Here is a 17,577-nt window from a genome sequence, read left to right as displayed (position 1 = left end):
TTCGCGAAGATCCATCGAATAAGGCTTGCCCATCCATGCTGACCTCCTTGCCCAGCATGAAGGTTGAATCAGATTTGCACGCCTAAGGGAATCCCAAGCCGATTCAGTCTCATTTCATCCCGCTCTAGGCGAAGTGCGTCGCGCCGCCGCTCTTGCCCTGCGTGAGGCGTTTGAGAAGGGAACAGGGATCAGCGTTGCCGATCACCAGCTAGACGTTTTTCTGATCGAACCCGGCAGCGACAGATATCTGGGCCGGCTCTGCAAGTTCAGTCAGTGTCCGAAGGGAAAGCTCGACTGCCTGGTTCCCGGGTGTGGCGAGATCGCCTTCAACAAGTGCGTTGCCGACTTCACGCCGCATGCTGATCTGCTCGCCCCAGCTCAAGGCGCGATGCTCTACAAGCGTGGTGTCGGGCGGATGCGCTCCGCGCTTGACCTGCCGCAGACTGGCTGAAAGCCCGCAGGGCTGGGCGAGCCGCGCCTTCAGTGCTTCAGACGATCGTCTCATATGCGCGAATCGGGACGTTGCCTTGCGGAGGCGGGTGGCGTCTTGCGGAGGAAGTCTGCTTGGCGCGGGCATTGTGTATACGGGCATACCTATATCCGCATGGGTTTTTCAATTAGGCTCGATGCTGTGTGAAAACGGGGAGCATCGATTGCGAGGATTTGCGGAAAGCGTGATGCAGGGGCCGCGGACCGTGGCCGAACAGGTCGCCAATGTCCTGCGCGAAGCGATTGCCAGTGGAACCATCAGGGCGGGCACGCCGCTGCGCCAGGATGAATTGGCCGAGCAGTTCGGCTTCAGCCGCATGCCAATTCGTGACGCCCTTCGCCAATTGGAAGCCGAAGGTATTGTTTCCATTCATCCCACAAAAGGCGCGCAGGTCGCCCGGATGGACGGCGCCGAGATCAGTGAAATCTACGCGCTGCGCGAGCTGCTCGAAAGCGAGGCGCTCCGGCTTTCGGTACCCAGCCTCTCCGGCGCGAAGTTCGACGAGGCCGAACAGGTGCTCGATCAGATCGACGCGGAGCGCAATGTCGGCCGTTGGGAGGCATTGAACCGGGCCTTCCATCTGGCTCTCTATGATGCTTGTGGCAACCATCAATTGCTCGGCCTGATCGAGGCGCACCACAATGCCGCCGATCGCTACGTCCGCATCCTGCTGTCGAACCTGGACTATCGCAGCCGCTCGCAGACGGAGCATCGCGAGTTGCTGGCCGCCTGCCGGCGGCGCGACGGCGACAGGGCCATAAGCATTCTGCGGAAGCATCTTCGCGAGGGAAGCGAGACGCTGGTCAGCGCGATCAGGGAAGATGGCCTGTCGCGAAAATCCTGACGGCGTGGCTCATGGGCATGCGATGGACTTCAGCCCTGCGCCGGCCTGCGTTCGACGATGTAGATGTGGTCGGCCGCCAGCACCACTTCGCCGCGCTGGTTGATCACCTCGCAGCGCTCGATCACCCGTCCCGACCCCGGCCTCTTCGGGTCGTCTTCCCTGGCCGTAATTGTGGTTCGCGTGCGGATCGTGTCGCCGATGAACACCGGCTTGATGAAGCGCAACCGGTCGTAGCCATAGGAAAAGGCGACAGGGTTGATGACGGTTGCCGTCAGCCCGATGCCGACCGAGAACACCAGAGTGCCATGCGCAATGCGCTGGCCGAATGGCGTCGTCTTCATGAACTCGGCGTCCATGTGATGCGGGAAGAAATCGCCGGTGTGGCCGGCATGGACGATGAAGTCGGTCTCGGTGATGGTGCGGCCGCTGGTCAGGCGTGACGACCCGATTTGGTAGTCCTCGAAATACTGGGTCTGTTCCATCAGGGTCTTTCCGCGATCGGCGTTGCCGGTGCCGCACTCGACTGATACGCCGCCTCGACCAGCGCCATCGTGCTCCACGCGTCCTCGACCGGGCTGATCAGCGTAGCATCTTCTCCGGTAGCAAAACGCTGGACATTGGCCATGCGGCCGACGAAGGCGTCGGGAAACCACTCGCCGGCCAAGGGCACTGCGATCCAGCCCGTCCCGCCTTTCGGATAGATCTCCAGAATATCCGGTTCGCCTGTGGGATAGTCGAGGTTGAGTCCGAGCTTGAGATAGGCGGCGCCCTCGGTGCCGCAGATGCGGAACTCGCAGGCTTGGTGGCGGCGGCCGAACTTGTGGTCGTGGTTGATCGACAGCGCGCAGCGCACGGTGTCGCCATAGTCGAGAATGGCGCTGGTGCGCGTCTGCGCCACGGCATGGTTGGGATGGCCGAGCGTCTTGGCGTGCACACCCTTGGGATCGCCGAGCAACTGCCGGATCAGGTCGAGATAGTGGATCGAATGCATGGCGATCTCGACGCGCGGCGCCTTGAGCAGGAACTCCCAAAGCTGCCACGGTGTCGCCAGCGCCAGCCAGGCATCGAAGTCGACGATCTCGCCGAGCCAGCCCTTGCCAATAGCATCCTTGAGCGCCAGCATCATCGGCGCGAAGCGCAATTGGAAGTTCACCGCTGAGTGCAGCTGCCGGGCGCGGCAGATCTCGAGGATCGCGGTCGCCTCGGCAAGATTGCTGCCCATCGGCTTCTGGATCAGCACCACCGCGCCGTCCGGCAAGGACTTCAGCACATCGGCATGACGCGACGGCGGGGTGGCAAGGTCGAAGATCGCGCCCTCGACGGCGGTCGCTTCCTCAGTCGAGCGAAAGGCTGTCACGCCCCATTGGCTGGCCAGCTTTTCAGCCCTGGCATGATCAGGATCATAAAGGCCGGCGACGGGAAAGCCGGCCTTCCTGTAGGCCGGGAAATGCGCGTCGCCGACGATCGATCCGGCGCCGAAGGTGACGATCGGTCGGGGTTTTGAAGGTTGTGGCCAGGATTGAACGAGCAAGGCAGGGTCGAAGCCGCCTTCAGTCATGATGGAAGACCTCGTCCATCTCTGCCCACCATTCACCTTCCTTGCGCGTCGCCAGCGGCTCCTGGCATGGCATGCAGACCGCCCACCATTCCTGCGTCTTCGGGTCGGCCGCCATCTTGGCCATGTCGGCTTGGTAGTCGCTGCCGTGGTATTCGAAGGTGCTGAACAGCAGGTTCTCCGGCCGCTTCAGGTAGATCGAGTAGTTCTTGATGTTGCAGGCGGAGATCATGGCCAGCACGTCGGGCCAGACGGCGGCATGGAGGCGGACATACTCGTCGACCTTTTCCGGTTTCAGCCCCAGAATCATCCCCATCCGCTGCATATCAGTCTCCTATTTCGTGATCGCCGTGGTGAATTCGGCGATGCTCATGGCCTTGACCGCGTCCCAGTCCCAGTCGATGCCGATGCCGGGTTCGTCGGGCGCCAGCGCCTGGCCATCCTCGATGCGGAGGCGCTTGCCGGTCAACTGGTCGAGTTGCGGAATGTACTCGACATATCGGCCGTTCTGAACAGCGCAGGTCAGGCTGACATGCAGTTCCATCAGGAAATGCGGGCAGACCGGAATGTCGAAGGCCTCCGCCGCGTGCGCGATCTTGAGCCAGGGCGTGATGCCGCCGATGCGGCCGACATCGACCTGCACGATCGAGCAGGCGCCTTTCTGCATGTATTCGCGGAAATGGCGAATGGAGTAGAGCGACTCGCCGATCGCGATCGGCGTCGGCGTCGAGTTCGACAACCGGATATGCCCGTCGATGTCGTCGGCCGGCAGCGGCTCCTCGATCCAGGCGAGATCGAGCTCACGCAGCCTTGCCGCGCGCCGGATCGCCTCGTCGACCGAGAATCCCTGATTGGCGTCGGTCATGATCTCATAGCCGTCGCCGACCGCCTTGCGCACCGCCGACAGGCGCGCAAGATCTTCCGAGCCGTGCGGCCTGCCGATCTTCACCTTCGAGCCGCGAAAGCCCTTGGCCTTGGCGGCCAGTGCGTCATCGACAAGTGCTGCCGTCTCGATGTGCAGCCAGCCGCCTTCGGTCGTGTAAAGCGGGCAACGGTCCTTGGCGCCGCCGGCCAGTTTCCACAACGGCAGGTTCTGCTTCTTTGCCCGTAGGTCCCACAGTGCTGTATCGATGGCCGCGATGGCGATGGCGGTGATCGCTCCAATCGTGGTGGCATGGGTGGCGAATTCGAGATCGTGCCAGATCGCCTCGATCATGTCGGGGTCGCGGCCGATCAGGCGCGGCACCAGATGGTCGGACAAAAGCCGCATCACCGACGAGCCGCCGGTGCCGATCGTGTAGCTGTAGCCGGTGCCGACCGCACCGTCGGAATCGGTGATGGTGACGATAGGCGTTTCCTGGCTGACGAAGCTCTGGATGGCGTCGGTGCGCTTGACCTTGGGCACAAGGTCCACCATCCGCAGCTCGACTTTCTCAATTTTGGCCATGCCGATCAGCTCCGCAATGTCTTTCCGGTCTCAGTGGCAAACAGATGCGCCTGCGACATGTCGAGGCTCATGGCGACCCGCTCGCCCGGCCTCAATGGCCTCGGGTTCAGCATGCGCGACACCCAGTCCGCACCGTTGAATTCGACGAATACCAGCGTCTCGTTGCCGAGCGGTTCGGTCACCGTGATCGGCAGTTCGATCTGGTGGACGTCGGCCGCGCCACCGGAACTGATGCCATGGCCGGTCGGATAAATGTCGTCCGGCCGCAGCCCGAACACCACCTTGTCGCCGGTGGCGACATTGGCCTTGAACTGGCCGGGCAAGGGCAACTTCTCGCCGCTGGCAAAAACCATCTGGCCGCCGTCGATCGTCGCCTCATGCAGGTTCATCGGCGGCGAGCCGATGAAGCCGGCGACGAAGCGCGTCGCCGGCCGCCGGAAAACCTCGTCGGGCGTGCCGACCTGTTCGATATGGCCGTCGCGCATGATGACGATGCGGTCGGCCAACGTCATCGCCTCGACCTGATCGTGGGTGACGTAGATCACCGTCGACTGCACCTTGGCATGCAGTTTCTTGATCTCGGTGCGCATCTGCGTGCGCAATTTGGCATCGAGGTTGGAAAGCGGCTCGTCGAACAGGAACACATCGGGGTCACGCACGATGGCGCGGCCCATGGCGACGCGCTGGCGCTGGCCGCCGGACAGTTGTGAGGGGCGGCGATCGAGCAACGTGTCGAGGCCGAGGATAGCCGAGGCTTCGGCGACACGGCGCTCCATGTCTTCCTTGGCGGCACCGGCGATCTTCAGCGAGAAGCCGAGATTCTCGCGCACCGTCATGTGCGGATAGAGCGCGTAGGACTGGAACACCATGGAGATGTTGCGCGAGCGTGGCGGCAGGTCGTTGACGATGCGCCCACCGATCTCGATCGAGCCGGCGCTGATCTCTTCCAGCCCGGCGATCATGCGCAGCGTCGTCGACTTGCCGCAGCCCGAGGGGCCGACCAGCGCGATGAACTCGCGGTCGGCGATGTCGAGATCGATGCCATGCACGATCCCGATATTGCCGTAGCGCTTGGTCAGCTTGGTGAGGGTAACGGTTGCCATGGTATCAGCCTTTCACCGCGCCGGAGGTCAGGCCGCCGACAAGGTGTTTCTGGACGATGTAGGTGAGGGTGAGCGCCGGAATGATCATCACCACGGCGAGCGCGCACATGCCGCGCCAGTCGATGGTGAACTCGGCCGTGTAGTCGAGGAGGCCGACCGGCAATGTCTTGGCGCTCACCGAGCGGGTCAGCTGCGAAGCCAGCGCGAATTCGTTCCAGCAGGTCAGGAAGGCGAAGATGGCGGCCGAAGCGATGCCCGGTCCGGCAAGCGGGAACTCGACCTGCCAGAACGCCTGCCAGCGTGTGCAGCCATCGATCTGCGCGGCCTCCGCGAGGTCCTTGGGCACCTGGCGGAAGAAGCCGTCGATCAGCCAGATGGTGAACGGCACGTTGAGCGCGACATAGGCAAGGATCAGCCCGAAATGTGTGTCGATGATGCCGAGCCGTACATAGAGGAAGAACAGCGGCAGCGAGAGCGCAATGCCCGGCACGGTGCGCGTCAGCATCAGCCCGAGGAAGACGCTGGATTTGCAGCGGAAGCGGTAGCGCGCGAACGCATAGCCGCCGGCCATGCCGATGGCCACTGCAATGACCGTCGAGGTCACCGAGATGATCAGCGAGTTGCGGAAGTACTCGATGACAGGGATGCCGCCCTTGCCGATGCCTGAGAACATCGCGACATAGGCGTCGAACGAAATCTCCTGCGGGATCCACACCGGTGGCTTGGCCATGATCTCGACCGCCGGCCGCAGCGACGAGAGGACGATCCACAGGCCCGGCAGGCAGATCGTCAGCATCGCCAGGAACAGGCCGATGCGATAGACGATGCCCAGCAGCCGGCGCTTCAGGCGGGCGGAAGAATTCTCGTCCATCTTCACCACTCCGCACCGATCTGCGTGCGCGCCGCGGCGAGCTTGTTGAAGAAGTAGACAGTGAAGGCGATCGACAGCAGGATCGAGAAATACGCCATGGCGTTGGCCATGCCCATGCGCCCGTCGCTGTAGGCGGTGCGTGCCACCAGTGTCCACAACAGCTCAGTGCGGCCCGCCGGTCCGCCATCGGTCATGATCTTGACGATGTCATAGGCGCGCGCGACGTCGAGCGAACGGATGGTCATGGCGATGTAGGCGAACGGCATGACGAACGGCCACGTCACATAGCGGAAAGTCTGCCATGGCGTGCAGCCGTCGACCCGCGCCGCCTCGATCGGCTCCTTGGGCATGGCGAGCAGTCCGGCGAGGATCAGGATGGCGAAGATCGCCGTCGACGACCAGATTTCGGCGATCGAAATGGCGATGAAGGCGAGATGGCCTTCGATAAGCCACGGTATGGCGTCCTGCGTGATGCCGAGCGACTGCAGGGCATTGTTCACCAGACCGATATTGTCGTTGAACATGAACTTGAACTGGAAGCCGACCAGGATCGGCGAAAACATCATCGGGAACATCATCAGCGTGCGCAGGATACGTTGGCCGCGCGTTGCCTTCTCGACCAGCATGGCAAGGCCGAGGCCGAGCAGCATTTCGAGATTGAGCGCGATGGTCAGCAGCAGCACCGTACGGCCGAAGGCCCACCAGAAATCGGCGTTGGACAGGATCGAAAGATAGTTCCTGAAGCCGATGAAGACGTAAAATGTCTCGGGCTTGATCAAGCGAAAAGGCGTGAAGCTGGAGTAGAGCGACAACAGCAGCGGCACGACGACAACCGCCGCCAGCACGATCATGGCCGGAAGCAGCAGCAGGAATGGCGCGGATGGCTTGAAGCCCTTCATCAGAATCCCTGAGGTGTTTGCATTGGCGGCGCTGCGTGGGCCGCGGGCGAAGGATTAGTGTAAACCGCTGGCATCCGGCGAAACGCGATCGCCTCCCCCATTCCCGATGGGGGAGGCAGCCCTGGGAGCCCGTTTCTAGAGCTTGCCGGCGTCCTGGAGGATTTGCGTCGCCTTGGCGGCCGCATCGTCCAGTGCCTGCTTGGAGGTCTTGTCACCGAGGATCGCCGCCTGCAATTCGGGATAGACGGCGTTCGAGATCTCGATCCATTCAGGCGTCTGCGGCACGGCAAAAGCGTGCTTGGCCTCTTCCTGGAAGGCGGTAAGAACCTCCTTCTTGTAAGGATCGTTTTCGGCCTGCTTCAGGTCCCAGTCCCAGACCGCGGTGCGGGTCGGCAGCGGGCCCGCGGCGGCCTCGAGCTTCTGGCTGTCCTCGTTGGTCAGCCACCACACCAGGGAAGCCGCGGCCTCCTTGTTGGGGCAGTTCTCGGTCACCGAGAAGCCATGGAAACCGGACCAGCCGGTGCGCTTGCCGGACGAGCCCTTCGGCGCGACTTTCACGCCGACATTGCCGGCGACCTTCGACGATTTCGGATCGTTGAAGAAGCCGGCCCAACCCGGCCAATCAAGGTTGATGGCGACGGTGCCGGACGCAAAGCCCTGGCCGAGATCGTCCCAGAGGTAATTGGTGGTTCCGGCCGGCACGGCCTTGGCCTTGTAGAGGTTGACGAACCAGTCGAGCGCCCTGATGCCGGCCTCGGAGTTGAAGACCGGCTTGCCCTCCTTGTCGAGATACTCGCCACCCTCGGCGACGACCATCTCATAGAAGCGGCCGTTGATCGCCTCTTCCTTGCCGGCGAACTGCGTGCCGTAGAAATTGGGTGGGTTGGCGAAGAATTCGGCCTGGTCTGTGACTTCCTTCCAGGTGTCCGGCGGTACCAGATCATAGCCGTACTTCGCCTTGAACTTGGTCTTGTTGTCGGCGTTCTCGTACAGGCTCTTCTGGTAGTAGAGCGCCGAAACGTCGAACTGCGCACGCGGCAGCATCTCCAGCTTGCCGTCGATGGTTGCGGACGTGATCGTCGACGGCACGAAAGCGTCGATCTCTTCCTTGGGCAGCAATTTGCTGAGGTCGGTGTAAAGGCCCGTATATTGCGGCGCAAAGGACGAATGGTTCCAGCCGACGCACCAGTTGGTGCTGCCCGAGGCGATGTCGGACTTGAGCTCCTTGTCGATGTCGAAGCCGTTCTTCTTGGTCAGGATGTTGACCTTGGCGCCGGTCGCCTTCTCCCATTCGGGAATGCGCTCGTAGAGCTTTTCATATTGCTGGCCGCCGATCAGCTTCACGTCGACGGTCACGCCTTCGAACTTGCCGGGCAGGTCGCCGGCAAGGGCAGCGCCTGCGCCTAACGCAAGCAACAATGCACCGGCGGACACGCCGGAAAGCAGTCTGTTCATTGGTATCCTCCCTTGGTGCGCCTCAGCGGCGACCGCAACTCGTCTGATGACAAGAAGTGCTACATTCATATACAAACAAAACATTCATGGATACGTCAAGGCGAAATTTGTTTCCGCCAGGTGTGTTCCTGCGTATATGAAGGGTGAAATTCACTGGAGGGATGAGCCATGGACGACAGCGAAGACGAGCGCTATCGCGCGCCGGCGCTCGACAAGGGGCTTGATATCCTCGAACTGCTGGCGGGTGTGGACGGTGGCCTGACGCAGGCCGAAATCGCCAAGAAACTCGACCGCAGCCCCAATGAATTCTATCGCATGCTCGACCGGCTGGTGCGGCGCGGCTACGTCACGCGCCTCGACGGCGACCGCTATTCGCTGACGCTCAAGCTGTTCGGTCTGGCACAGTTGCACGCGCCGGTACGGCGGCTGGTCTCCTATGCGACGCCGCTGATGCGTGAGCTTGCCGAGACATCGCAGCAGGCCAACCAACTCGTTGTTTTTGATCGCGGTTCTGCCGTCGTCATCGGTCAGCAGGAAGCACCGAACTACTGGGGCATATCGATCCGGGTCGGCTCCCATATCAGTCTGTTCGACACCGGCTCGGGACATGTGCTGCTCGCTTTCCGCTCACCGGAAGAGCGCCAGATGATGATTTCCGAACACGTCCGCAGCACCGACAAGACGGCGCAATCGACCGAGTTCTTCACCCGTCTCGACCAGATCCGAGACCGTGGCTACGAGATGATGGCCTCGATGCAGACAGCCGGCGTCTTCAACCTGTCCGCCCCGGTGCGCAGTTCCGACGGCAAGGCGATCGCCGCGCTGTCGATTCCCTACATCACCGTGGTCAACGCGCCTTCCGCGCCCGACATCACCAGGACGATCGAACTATTGCTGGCAACGTGTGAAAAGCTGTCGCACCTTGCTGGATCAGCAGTCGGCTCATCGGTGTGAATTCTTATTTGAATGAAGAATTCCCCCGTGAGATGATTTGAAAAGCCAGAGGGAGGAGCCTCACCATGATCATCGATACCCATCTTCACCTGATCGATCGCTCGGCCCTGCGCTATCCCTGGCTCACCGGCGTGCCGGCGCTCAACCGCGATTTCTCCTATGAGGAATACGCCGTTGAGGCGCAGCGTGTCGGCGTCGAACGCGTGCTGCATATGGAGGTCGATGTCGATCCCGCAGAGATCGAGGCCGAGACCGCTCGTGTCGAAAGGCTGTCGCGACAACCCGGCAGCATGCTGGCCGGAGTGATCGCATCCTGCCGGCCCGAAGAGGCGGATTTTCCGGCCTATCTCGAGCGCCAGCGGGCAACCCCTTTCGTCAAGGGCTTCCGCCGCGTCCTCCATGTCATGCCCGACGAGCTTTCGGAGGGCGCGCTGTTTCGGAGCAACATTAAGCGGCTCGGCGGCACCGGGCTGACCTTCGATCTCGTCGTGCTGCCGCACCAGATCCCGAAGGCAATCGCGCTGGCCGACCTGGCGCCCGATGTGACGTTTGTCCTCGACCATTGCGGCGTGCCCGATATCAAGGGCGGAGCCGAGCATCCGTGGCGAGAACATATGAGTAAGATCGCGCAGCGCCCGAACGTCATGGCCAAGATTTCCGGTGTCGTTGCCTATGCCGATGCCGGCAGCTGGACGGCTGAGACGCTGCGGCCCTATGTCGAGCACACAATCGGCGCGTTCGGCTGGGACCGCGTCGTCTGGGGCAGCGACTGGCCGGTCTGCACGCTTGGCGGCGGCCTGTCGACCTGGGTGGCGGCGACCCATGCGCTGCTTGCCGATTGCAGCGTCGATGAACGCGACAGGCTGCTGTCCGCGAATGCCCGCAAGCTGTGGCGGCTCGAATAACCGGCTTCTGCTACAAGTCTTCTCAGATCGTCGTCGAGACGTGCCGTTCGCGGCCATAGAGCGAAACCAGCAGCACGATGACGAAGCCGAGCGAGGCCTGCACCGCTGCGGGCTGGAAGCCGAGGCCGATCAGCAGCGTGTTGATCTCGGTCAGCACCAGCACGCCGGCGATCGTGCCGAGATAGCTTCCCCGGCCACCGACAAGTGCTGCGCCTCCTACGACGACCGCCGCGATGGTCTGGAGCAGATAGGGCTGGCCGACATCGCCATAGGCCGAACCGGTGAAGCCGAGCAGCAGCACCCCTGCCACGGCGGCGAAGAAAGCGCTTGCCGCATAGGTGATGACCCACATGCGAACCGGGTCAATCAGCGCCAGTGGCGCCGCGCCCGGATTGCTGCCCAGCGCGTAAAGCCGGCGGCCATAGGGCGTTCGCTCCAGCACCAGCACGACGAGTGCTGCCAGCACGACCAGGCTCGGCACCAGCCACGGCACCGGCAGCGGTCCGGCCGATCCGCCGATCGACACGAAGCTGGAAACCGCTTGCGGCGCGGAGCCCGACGGGAAGCCGGCTGTCCACAGCAGCACCAGCCCTTGCACGACCATGCCGATGCCGAGCGTGACGATGAGCGGCTGGATGTCGAGGCTGCGCGAGATCAGCCCGTTCAGCCCGCCGATGATGAGCGCCAGCGCACCGACGAGGCCGCAGACCAGGGCAAAATTCCAGCCGTCGCCATAGAGCTGCGCCGCCACGACATTGGCAAAGCCGATGACGAAAGGGATCGACAGATCGATCCCACCCATGATGACGACCAGCGTCTGCCCGATCGAGGCGACGGCAAGCAACGAAGCGAGGACCAGCATGGCGCGTATTGCAAACGGCGCGGAGTAACCGGGAATGAGGACTGTGCCGGCAAGATGCAGCAGCGCCGCGACACAGAAAGCTCCAACGACGCGCGCTTTGGTTGTCGCGAACAGGCTTTCGTGGAAAGACATATCAGCGCCCCCTCATGGCAAGGCGTTCCTGCAAAGCCGTCAGCATCACCGCCAGCACCAGGATGGCGCCGTAGGCGATCTGCAGCACGAAGGTCGAGACGTTGAACGTCGTCAGCACGCTTTGCAGCAGGAAGATGTCGATGGCGCCAATGGCTGCACCGGCGACGCCGCCACGGCCACCGGCAAGGCTGACGCCGCCGAGCGCGACGGCGGCGATGGCGATCAGCGTGTAGGTCGGCCCGATATTGGGGTCGGCGGAGCCGATCAGCGCGGTCAGCATCAGCCCGGCGCATCCGCTGAAGAGGCCGGTCATGACATAGGCGAGGAAGCGCACGCGCGTGACATCGACGCCGGCGGTGTAGGCGGCCCGGTCGTCGCTGCCCACCGCCATCAGCTGGTCGTAATAAGGCGTACGCCGCACCAGCCACCAGGCGATGAACATGAGTGCCAGCGGCAGCATCGACAGCGGACCGGACAGTGCCTTGAGCCAGGCCGGTGCGGGACCGATCGGCGCCGGCAGGATTGTCAGCGTCACGCCGGTCAGGATCAGATAGGTGCCGAGCGTGGCGACGATCGGCTGGATGCGCACGATTGTCGCCAGAAAGCCGTTCGCAGCGCCCACCAGAGCGCCGACGAGCAACGCCGCCGGAACGAGCACTAGGGGTGATGAGATGCCGGCGCCGAGGAACAGCACCTGGATCGTCAAAGCGTTGACGAAGCCCATCAATGGCCCAACCGAGATGTCGATGCCGCCACGCCCGGCGAGGATGACAGGCGTGGACGCAATGGCCGCACCGATCAAGGGCGCCGCCAATCCGACCAGCGCGCCCCAGGAACCCGGCTGGAACCGCCCGGGGCTGAGGATAAGATTGATCGCAAGCAGCACGACCAGCAGCACCACCGCGAAGCCGAAATTTCGTCCAAGGGACAGGAGGCGCGCAACAGGGTTCATGCCGCACGTCCGAACATGGCTGATATCACGCTGTCGGTGGTGAGCGCGTCGCCAGAGATCTCGGCCGCGACTTCATTCTCACGGAACACCAGCACGCGCTGGCACAGGAGAAGAATCTCCTCGATTTCACTGGATAGGATGACGAGCCCCATGCCGTCGGACGCCAGCCCGCGAAACACGTCGTAGAGCACATGCCGCGTCGCCACGTCGACGCCACGCGTCGGATCGTTGAGGAGCAGGATCGCGGGCTCCAGCGCCAAGGCACGCGCCAACAGCACCTTCTGCTGGTTGCCGCCCGAAAGAGTGGTGATCGGCGCATCGGGCCGGGGCGCCACTATCGAGAGTTTTTCGCGATAGAGGTCGTAGCGCGCCTTGCGTGCCGACGGGCTGATTAGCCCGAGCCGCGTGTCGCGCGACAAGGTCGAGACGGCGAAATTGTCGAGCACCGACTGTGTCGGGAAAATGCCGTTGGCGCGTCGGTCGCGCGGCAAATAGGCGATGCCGCTGGCGACAGCCTTGCGAAACCCGGTAATCTTTCGGGAGGCATCTGATGAACCGAGTTCGATCGAGCCGCCATGCGGCGGTTCCAGGCCGGCAAGCATCTTGAGAAACAGCTCCTGGCCATGACCATCGAGGCCGGCAAGTCCGACGATCTCACCTGGAGCGATTGGCTGCGTGATCGGGCTGGCGCCAGGCGCGATGACGAGTTCGCGAACGGCAAGACCACCAAAATCGAGAGCAGTGCGATCAGCCATGCGCCAATTCCGCAGCGGTACGTGGCGCCATCGCCTTGAGAAGTTCCGCCGGCGTGGAAGCGCCGCGCTCTTCGGTGCGCACCACGCTGCCGCCCCGCAGGATCGAGATGCGATCCGAAAGCGACATCACCTCGTCCATGCGATGGGTGATGAACAGGATCAGGCAGCCTTCGCCGGCAAGCGCACGCATCAACGAAAACACCGATTCGCGATCGGCGAAGTCGAGCGCGGCGGTGACCTCGTCGAGGATCAGGATCTTTGGGTTGCGCACGATCGCGCGAGCAAGGACGACCAATTGCTGCGCGGCGAGCGGCAGCAGGCCGGCTGGTTTGTCGAGGGGGACGTCGGTGACCGCGAAGCGCTTCAGCGCAGCTTCCGCCCGGTCACGGCGCTCATGACGGGGAACGGCACGCCGGACCAGTCCGTCGAGGCCGAGCAGGATGTTGTCGGTGACGCTGCGATCCGGCGCGATCAGCACCTCCTGGAACACCGTGGCGAAGCCTTGCGCCTGGAAGGCCGATGGATTGGCGCCAGAAAATGGCTTGCCGTGCAGCAGGATCACGCCGCTGTCCGGCTGGACGATGCCGGACAGCAGCTTGACCATCGTGCTCTTGCCCGAACCGTTCTCGCCCAGGATCGTGTGGATGGTTCCCGCCCGAAACGCGATCGATGCGTCCGCGAGCGCGATCGTCTCGCCATAGCGTTTGGATATGGTTTTGATTTCAAGCATGTCGCATTTCGATGCTGGCAAGCCGGCTTCCCGAAGGAGCCGGCCTGTTGAGAGATTAGCAGGCGTCACTTTGCGCAGGTGTCACTTTGCACAGGCATCGGGCACCTTCGAATAATCCCAGCCCTTGGTCGGCGCCGGGCTCGAGAAATAGGCGTCGAGCCATTCCTCCGGCATCGGATCCGTAGGCGGGATCGGGAAGATCGACACGGCATCCGTCGTCATGCAGTCCTTGTACCAGGCGCCGAGATCGGCGGTGTGGACCGGCGGGATCGGGATCAGCAGTGTGTTCAGCTTCGGCTTCTGTCCGTCGAGCATGCGCTCGCCGACGCGGAACAGCGTCTGCGCGGTCCAGTGCGGCAGCACCGCATGGCCTTCGAAGCGGTACTTGTCGGGGTTAGCCTTCCAGTAGCCCAAAGCATCGCCGGTGATCGAGCCGGTGATCAATGGCGCCGGCCGGCCGGCTTCTGCGAAGGCCTCGGCGACGACGCGGCTTTCGCTGCCTGTCGTCCACACCGCATCGATCGGCGCCGGGTTGGTGGCGATCGCCTGCAGCACCACGGTCTTGGTGACGTTGGCTGTCCAGTTGCCGTTGACGTTGCGCGAAATCTTCAGCTTCGGGTTTTCGGCCAGCGCCTTGTCCGCGCCCTGGCGCTCCTGTACCACGATCGGGTGTCCGGCAATGCCTTCGACCAGGAGGATGCTGGCGCCGTCCGGCTGCGCCTTGCCGATCGCCGTCATCATGTCATAGCCCCAGCGCGCATAGTTGGAATCGACATTGATCGCGTTCGGGCTGGTCACCGAACCTGCCGCGGTGATGAACGGAATTCCGGCCTTGGCGGCAGCGTCGATCGCATCGTCGAGCGCCGTCGCCGAGCCCGGGATCGAGGTGATGATCGAGCACTTCTTGTCGATGAAGGCGCGGATCTGGTTGATCTGCTGGCTTGCGTCGTTGTTGGAATCAGACACCTCGAAGCTGGAGACGGTGCCGCCGGCGATTAGCCCGTCGACAAGGCGCTTCAACTCCTTGGTCACCGTGACCCGCCACGGATTGCCCTGGTAGGATTCCGAGTGGCACCACTTCCACGGTTTCGGCGGCGCGGTGAAATTGTCCCAGGCCGAAGGCAGCACCTTCTGGGGCGCGCCGTCATACTGCGCCTTGAGTTCGGTCGGCAGCCCGCCGATGACGCCTTGCACATCCTGTGCAAAGGCGGCCGTTGCAAGCGAGGCAAGCGCCGTTGCGGCCAGCAGGCCGCGGATCATTCCTGTCATTTTTGTTCTCCTCCGTTCGGTTTGGTTCAGGCTCCTCCACCGGCAGCGCCGGACACCTGCGCCGGGGAACTTTCCCGAAACAGGCGATTAAGATCGGCAACGACCTCGGCGGCATTGTGCCGGGATGTCATGCCGGAAAGGATGCGTTCGGACGCGGCCTGCTGGAACGCCATGTAGCCGTCATGGCGTGGCCGCACCCATGCGCCCTCCAGCGTCGCGCGCGTATCCCGATAGAAGTCGCCGGTCGCTTCATTGACGGCCTGATCTTCCCAGGCCGCTGCATGGCCGGGCTGGCCGCCGGCGGCGGCATAGGCGCCGCGCTGGATATCGCCGCTCGCGACCCAATAGGCAAAGTCGATCGCGGCATCCCTGGCTTTGGAAAAGGCTGATACGGCTATGCCGGTGCCGCCGAGCGCCGAACCGATCGGGCCGCCGGAACCGATGACCGGAACATCGGAAAAGGCCAGCCGGTTCGCCCGAAAGCCAGCCGCCGCATAGGAAACGTAGCCATAGATCAGTGGCGCGCAGACGAATCTGGAACTGGCCTCCGCCATACGTTCGGAGACGGCAATCGGATCCATCTCGAAGCACGCGGGATCGACCAGCGCTGCAATCTGGCGCATTGCCTCGAAGACTTGGCTACCGATCTCCACATCGATCAGGTCGTCGGATGGATCGGTCCTGCAGGCATGCCCGAGATTGCCGGCAAGCGTGTAGAACACCATCAACACGTGAGGTGGCCGCAGCGGCAGCAGCACGCGATCTTGACGGGCGAGATCGAGCACCTCGCTCCAGCGCGCCGGTGGCGCACCGATCGCATCCGGCCGCCATGCCTGGACCTGGGTTGCCGCATCGATCGGGAAAGCCCATTGCTGTCCTTGCCAGTTGTAGCTCGGATAGGACTGGCCGACGCTGCCCGAGGCAAGGGCTGTGCGCTCCGCCTCGCGGCCGGTGACATCCAGCGGCTCGAGACAACGCTCCGCGGTGATCTGGCCGACATGCGGATGGTCGATGACGATGAGATCATAGGCGCGCGCCAGTTCTTCGACCGGGAAGGATTCGAAGTCCTGCAGCGAGCGCTTGTCCCATTCGACGGCAATACCCGTCTTCTGCTGCCACAGCGCCGAGCAGGCGACCATCGGATCGTAGCCACGCGGATGGCTCCAGGTCATGCCCTTGAGGATGGGCACGCTCACAGGCCGAACTCCGCGCGGATAGCGGCACTGTGCTCGCCGATGCGTGGTGCTGCCCGGTCGACCTTGGCCCTGATGCCATCGACCCGGAGCGGCGAACTCGTGGTGAGGATCGAGACATCATCCTCGCGCGTCACCGTCTGCAGCATATCGAGCGACTGGAAGCCCTCGCTTGCCAGCATCTCGGGCCAGGTCAGCACTTTGGCGCACCAGATGTCGGCCGGCTCAAGGATATCAAGCCATTCGTCGATGGTTTTGGTGGCGATCCGCTGCGCGACGATCGCCTTGATGTCGTCGCGCGCGGTGAACCACGATGCAGGCTTGTCGCGATAGGGTGCGAGTTCGCCGAGCGACAGCAGATCGGCCAGTTTGGGGATCGGCGTCATGGCGATGGCGAGGTAACCGTCTTTCGCCGGATAGACGCCGTAAGGCGCCGACAGATAGGCATGCGCGCTGCGGAAGCTGGAGCGCCTGGGCAGCCGGCGGCCGTCATTGAGATGCGTCGTCAGCACCTCGAACTGGAAATCGACCAGCGCTTCCAGCAGGCTGGTTTCGATATGGCTGCCCTGACCGGTGATGCCGCGCCGCACGAGTGCGGCCAATATGCCTTGCGCGCAGGCCGCACCGGCCAGCATGTCGCCGATGGCGAGGCCGAATGGCACCGGTCCCTGGTCCTCGTCTCCGTTCAGCCACATCACGCCGGAACGCGCCTGCGCCAGGAGATCCTGGCCGGGCCGCTTGACCCACGGGCCGTCCTCGCCGTAGCCGCTGATCGAGGCATAGACCAGCTGCGGATTGATCTTGCGGACCGCCTCGTAGTCCAAGCCGAGCCGTTCGATGACGCCCGGCCGGAAATTCTGGATCAGCACGTCAGCCCTGGCCAGGAGGCCGCGCAACGCTTCGAGATCGGCCTCGTTCTTGAGGTCGATGGCAAGACTTTCCTTGGCCCGGTTGATGGCGTGGAAGATGGTGGAATCGCCGCCGATCTCGGTGTCGCTGAGATAGAGCCGGCGCGACAGGTCGCCGCCATCCGGACGCTCGATCTTGATGACGCGGGCGCCGAGATCGAGCAGCCTGAGTGAGCAGTACGGGCCCGACAGGAACTGGCTCATGTCGACGACGACGAGACCGGCGAGCGGCAATTCGGCTGCTGCCGGCATC

General features: G+C 63.3%; 18 protein-coding genes and 1 pseudogene. 4 read left to right on the top strand and 15 right to left on the bottom strand.

Annotated features, from left to right (window positions below; translation table 11 throughout):
- Window positions 1-124: 124 nt before the first annotated feature.
- Window positions 125-451 (top strand): annotated as a pseudogene (locus EOA13_RS08440) (hypothetical protein); the annotation flags it as partial.
- Window positions 452-578: 127 nt separating this feature from the next.
- Window positions 579-1,334 carry a GntR family transcriptional regulator gene (locus EOA13_RS08435; protein WP_245490330.1) on the top strand — a complete coding sequence of 252 codons (756 nt, stop codon included), beginning with the start codon at window positions 579-581 and terminating at the stop codon, window positions 1,332-1,334.
- Window positions 1,335-1,363: 29 nt separating this feature from the next.
- Here the strand turns inward: EOA13_RS08435 and EOA13_RS08430 are convergent, their stop codons facing one another.
- The 8 genes from EOA13_RS08430 to EOA13_RS08395 all read right to left on the bottom strand — a co-directional run bounded on the left by EOA13_RS08430 (window position 1,364) and on the right by EOA13_RS08395 (window position 8,664).
- Window positions 1,364-1,819 carry a MaoC/PaaZ C-terminal domain-containing protein gene (locus tag EOA13_RS08430; protein ID WP_164780025.1) on the bottom strand — a complete coding sequence of 152 codons (456 nt, stop codon included), beginning with the start codon at window positions 1,817-1,819 and terminating at the stop codon, window positions 1,364-1,366.
- Complete coding sequence (locus EOA13_RS08425) at window positions 1,816-2,892, bottom strand: Gfo/Idh/MocA family oxidoreductase (protein ID WP_127291278.1); 1,077 nt, start codon at window positions 2,890-2,892, stop codon at window positions 1,816-1,818. Before EOA13_RS08425 ends, EOA13_RS08430 begins: the two co-directional genes overlap by 4 nt.
- On the bottom strand, window positions 2,885-3,214 hold the full coding sequence (locus tag EOA13_RS08420) for an L-rhamnose mutarotase (protein ID WP_127291276.1): 330 nt from the start codon (window positions 3,212-3,214) through the stop codon (window positions 2,885-2,887). Before EOA13_RS08420 ends, EOA13_RS08425 begins: the two co-directional genes overlap by 8 nt.
- Window positions 3,215-3,223: 9 nt before the next feature.
- Entirely contained in the window at window positions 3,224-4,336 is a 1,113-nt protein-coding gene (locus EOA13_RS08415) for a mandelate racemase/muconate lactonizing enzyme family protein (RefSeq protein WP_127291273.1), read from the bottom strand.
- Between the two features lie 5 nt (window positions 4,337-4,341).
- Window positions 4,342-5,439, bottom strand: coding sequence for a sn-glycerol-3-phosphate ABC transporter ATP-binding protein UgpC (gene ugpC / locus EOA13_RS08410; RefSeq protein WP_127291271.1), 1,098 nt, complete (start codon window positions 5,437-5,439; stop codon window positions 4,342-4,344).
- A 4-nt stretch (window positions 5,440-5,443) separates the two neighbouring features.
- Window positions 5,444-6,310 (bottom strand): carbohydrate ABC transporter permease, encoded by an 867-nt coding sequence (locus tag EOA13_RS08405; protein WP_127291268.1) that lies wholly within the window; start codon window positions 6,308-6,310, stop codon window positions 5,444-5,446.
- 2 nt (window positions 6,311-6,312) lie between these two features.
- The gene (locus EOA13_RS08400) at window positions 6,313-7,209 is read right to left on the bottom strand and encodes a sugar ABC transporter permease (RefSeq protein ID WP_127291266.1); all 897 of its coding nucleotides are present in this window, start codon (window positions 7,207-7,209) and stop codon (window positions 6,313-6,315) included.
- Window positions 7,210-7,344: 135 nt separating this feature from the next.
- A complete protein-coding gene (locus EOA13_RS08395; RefSeq protein ID WP_127291263.1) occupies window positions 7,345-8,664 on the bottom strand; it encodes a sugar ABC transporter substrate-binding protein in 1,320 nt (439 codons plus the stop codon).
- Between the two features lie 168 nt (window positions 8,665-8,832).
- On the opposite strand from EOA13_RS08395, the gene EOA13_RS08390 reads away from it, so the two are divergent.
- Both EOA13_RS08390 and EOA13_RS08385 read left to right on the top strand, forming a co-directional pair.
- Window positions 8,833-9,618 (top strand): IclR family transcriptional regulator, encoded by a 786-nt coding sequence (locus EOA13_RS08390; protein WP_023808863.1) that lies wholly within the window; start codon window positions 8,833-8,835, stop codon window positions 9,616-9,618.
- 65 nt (window positions 9,619-9,683) lie between these two features.
- Window positions 9,684-10,523, top strand: coding sequence for an amidohydrolase (locus EOA13_RS08385; protein ID WP_127291260.1), 840 nt, complete (start codon window positions 9,684-9,686; stop codon window positions 10,521-10,523).
- 22 nt (window positions 10,524-10,545) lie between these two features.
- On the opposite strand, the gene EOA13_RS08380 is transcribed toward EOA13_RS08385, so the two are convergent.
- The 7 genes from EOA13_RS08380 to EOA13_RS08350 form a co-directional block, all read right to left on the bottom strand.
- Window positions 10,546-11,517, bottom strand: a complete 972-nt coding sequence (locus tag EOA13_RS08380; RefSeq protein ID WP_127291258.1) for an ABC transporter permease — start codon at window positions 11,515-11,517, stop codon at window positions 10,546-10,548.
- A 1-nt stretch (window position 11,518) separates the two neighbouring features.
- Complete coding sequence (locus EOA13_RS08375) at window positions 11,519-12,469, bottom strand: ABC transporter permease (protein WP_127291256.1); 951 nt, start codon at window positions 12,467-12,469, stop codon at window positions 11,519-11,521.
- Window positions 12,466-13,224 carry an ATP-binding cassette domain-containing protein gene (locus tag EOA13_RS08370; protein ID WP_127291254.1) on the bottom strand — a complete coding sequence of 253 codons (759 nt, stop codon included), beginning with the start codon at window positions 13,222-13,224 and terminating at the stop codon, window positions 12,466-12,468. The genes EOA13_RS08375 and EOA13_RS08370 overlap by 4 nt, the downstream gene beginning before the upstream one ends.
- Entirely contained in the window at window positions 13,217-13,954 is a 738-nt protein-coding gene (locus EOA13_RS08365) for an ATP-binding cassette domain-containing protein (protein WP_127291252.1), read from the bottom strand. Before EOA13_RS08365 ends, EOA13_RS08370 begins: the two co-directional genes overlap by 8 nt.
- A gap of 81 nt (window positions 13,955-14,035) precedes the next feature.
- Window positions 14,036-15,223: an ABC transporter substrate-binding protein gene (locus EOA13_RS08360; RefSeq protein WP_127291250.1), complete on the bottom strand. Its 1,188-nt coding sequence runs from the start codon at window positions 15,221-15,223 to the stop codon at window positions 14,036-14,038.
- Window positions 15,224-15,249: 26 nt separating this feature from the next.
- Window positions 15,250-16,419, bottom strand: a complete 1,170-nt coding sequence (locus EOA13_RS08355) for an extracellular solute-binding protein (RefSeq protein ID WP_127291248.1) — start codon at window positions 16,417-16,419, stop codon at window positions 15,250-15,252.
- Window positions 16,416-17,576, bottom strand: a complete 1,161-nt coding sequence (locus tag EOA13_RS08350) for a CaiB/BaiF CoA-transferase family protein (RefSeq protein WP_127291246.1) — start codon at window positions 17,574-17,576, stop codon at window positions 16,416-16,418. Before EOA13_RS08350 ends, EOA13_RS08355 begins: the two co-directional genes overlap by 4 nt.
- Window position 17,577: the final 1 nt, after the last annotated feature.

Source organism: Mesorhizobium sp. M7A.F.Ca.US.011.01.1.1, assembly GCF_003998295.1.
Taxonomy (GTDB): domain Bacteria; phylum Pseudomonadota; class Alphaproteobacteria; order Rhizobiales; family Rhizobiaceae; genus Mesorhizobium.
This window is presented reverse-complemented; position numbering and strand designations above follow the sequence as displayed.